Source organism: Roseateles sp. P5_E11 (assembly GCF_054049355.1).
Genome location: NZ_JBFUMO010001016.1, coordinates 1 through 1,170 on the forward strand (window position 1 = coordinate 1; position 1,170 = coordinate 1,170).

The 1,170-nt window shown below is 65.3% G+C and carries 1 protein-coding gene and 2 pseudogenes; all 3 read right to left on the reverse strand.

Features of this window, described 5'->3' with window-relative positions; all coding sequences use genetic code 11:
* Nucleotides 1-189 (reverse strand): annotated as a pseudogene (locus tag ACXJKR_RS33025) (tryptophan synthase subunit beta); the annotation flags it as partial.
* Between the two features lie 9 nt (nucleotides 190-198).
* Nucleotides 199-840 carry a phosphoribosylanthranilate isomerase gene (locus ACXJKR_RS33030; RefSeq protein WP_457326456.1) on the reverse strand — a complete coding sequence of 214 codons (642 nt, stop codon included), beginning with the start codon at nucleotides 838-840 and terminating at the stop codon, nucleotides 199-201.
* Nucleotides 837-1,170, reverse strand: a pseudogene (locus ACXJKR_RS33035) (tRNA pseudouridine(38-40) synthase TruA); the annotation flags it as partial. The pseudogene ACXJKR_RS33035 and the gene ACXJKR_RS33030, both read right to left, overlap by 4 nt.

A 1,170-nucleotide genomic window follows, 5' to 3' on the forward strand; every position in this document is an offset into this window, starting at 1 on the left:
GCCGACGAAGTGCTTGAGTTCCTTCTTGTACTCGGCGATGAACTCGGCGTCATTGCGGTAGTGGGCGTAGGCGTCCTTGAGCTGGTCCAGCGCATGGACGAGGGTCTCGGAGACGAAGCTGCCGCCGAAGGTCGCGGTGCCCGCATGGCGGAAATGCCCGGTCGCGTCGGGCTGGTCGTACYGGAACATGGTCTTCCTCTATCGGGTCAGTTCTGCGTCGGCGCGGCTGTCAGCGAGACGAACAGCGCGGCAGAACTCATGGATCAGGTCGGCGCTCTTGATGCCCTTGGACACCTCGACGCCGGAACTCACATCAACGGCCCAGGGCCGTACCGTCGCGATGCCATCGGCGACGTTTGCTGCATTCAACCCACCAGACAAAACGAGGCGAGAGCTGACGCTTGGAGGAATGAGTAACCAATCGAAGACCTTGCCGCCACCGCCATAACCGTCGACGTGGGCGTCGAGCAGCAGGGCCTGGGCGTTGGGAAATTGAGTGGCGAAGTTTAGCAAATCGACCCCGGGCGCCATGCGGGCAGCGCGCAGGTAGGGCCGTTTGATCCGGTCGCAGTCGGCGGGGGTCTCGTCGCCATGGAACTGGACGAGCATATTGGGCAGCGCGTCCAGCCCGGCCTGCAACTCGGCGCCCGTCGCGTTGACGAACAGGCCGACCGGCGTGACGAAGGGCGGTAACAGCCTGGCCAGCGCCCTCGCCCGCTCGGGCGTCACGGCGCGCGGGCTCTTGGCGTAGAAGACGAAGCCGATGGCGTCGGCGCCGGCTTCGACGGCCGCCTCCACGTCGGCTTCACGAGTCAGGCCACAGATCTTGATTCGAGTCATGGAAGCCAATTCAGAGCCGCGACCTCGCGCGGGATGTCGAGTTCGACATCGTAGGTCGGGCCGAGGAAGTAGAGCCCATCAGGGGCAAAGGTCGGAGCCGCCACTTTGCGGTCCCGCGCGGCGAGCACGTCCGACACCCAATCCGCCGAGCGCGTACCGCTGCCGACGGCGAGGATGCAGCCCATCAGGTTGCGCACCATGTGATGCAGGAAGGCACTGGCCTCGAATTCGAAGCGCCAGTAGGCGCCGCGCCGTTGCACGCGGATCTCGCGCAGCGTCTTCACCGGCGAAGCGGCCTGGCATTCCGAGGAGCGAAAGGACGAGAAGCTG

Coding starts and splice junctions, on each gene's coding strand:
- ACXJKR_RS33030 (WP_457326456.1), bottom strand. CDS start 840: ATGACTCGAATCAAGATCTGTGGCCTGACTCGTGAAGCCGACGTGGAG.